The following is a 905-nucleotide window of genomic DNA, read 5'->3' on the forward strand; positions in this document are numbered from 1 at the left end:
AAGGCCATCACTCAGCGCTGGCCGCAGCGTGCGAGCCATGAAGCTTCGCAATTCGCTTTCCCTAGCTTGTAAGTAGCAGGGCATGACCAAGGCCGACCTCTAGAGGTCGGCCTTTGGTGTTTTTCGGGTGTTTTTTGACCGATATGACAGAAATTATGAAAAAAAGCGGTTGACGGCAGATTCTGGAGGTCTATAATTCGCCCCACTTCCGGCGCAGTCGAAAACGGRAAAACTCCTTGAAAATCAACGAGTTATGCAGTTTTCGACGGCGGATCGCTTCAGTTCATCGAAGCCTGGAGGGAGTTGAAAGAGCGGTGATGTTTGGCTCTTTTGACGGTTCGATCTTCTCGGTCGAAAGCGGTGAAAAAGAGGTGTTGACAGCAGCGTGTAACGCTGTAGAATTCGCCTCCCGCTAACGAGAGATCGGAAGCGCAAGTGGTTGAAGTTGTTGAAGTTGTTGAAGAATTCTTCGAAAGCTTCTGAAAATAATCACTTGACAGCAAATGAGGCTGCTGTAGAATGCGCGCCTCGGTTGAGGCGAAAGCTCTTAACCAACCGCTCTTTAACAACTGAATCAAGCAATTCGTGTGGGTGCTTGTGGAGTCAGACTGATAGTCAACAAGATTATCAGCATCACAAGTTACTCCGCGAGAAATCAAAGATGTAACCAACGATTGCTGAGCCAAGTTTAGGGTTTCTTAAAAACCCAAAGATGTTTGAACTGAAGAGTTTGATCATGGCTCAGATTGAACGCTGGCGGCAGGCCTAACACATGCAAGTCGAGCGGATGAGAGGAGCTTGCTCCTGGATTCAGCGGCGGACGGGTGAGTAATGCCTAGGAATCTGCCGTGGTAGTGGGGGACAACGTTTCGAAAGGAACGCTAATACCGCATACGTCCTACGGG

The 905-nt window shown here is 49.1% G+C and carries 2 protein-coding genes and 1 rRNA gene; all 3 read left to right on the top strand.

The window, feature by feature from the left end; all coding sequences use genetic code 11:
* A partial coding sequence (locus HT737_RS32980; RefSeq protein WP_374011225.1) for a hypothetical protein occupies positions 1 to 72 on the top strand: 72 nt, incomplete at its 5' end.
* Positions 73 to 236: 164 nt separating this feature from the next.
* Entirely contained in the window at positions 237 to 416 is a 180-nt protein-coding gene (locus tag HT737_RS30840; RefSeq protein ID WP_182403720.1) for a hypothetical protein, read from the top strand.
* A 302-nt stretch (positions 417 to 718) separates the two neighbouring features.
* Positions 719 to 905: ribosomal RNA gene (locus HT737_RS30845) — 16S ribosomal RNA — on the top strand; the annotation flags it as partial.

Source organism: Pseudomonas sp. MD195_PC81_125 (assembly GCF_014060985.1).
Lineage (GTDB): Bacteria > Pseudomonadota > Gammaproteobacteria > Pseudomonadales > Pseudomonadaceae > Aquipseudomonas > Aquipseudomonas parakoreensis.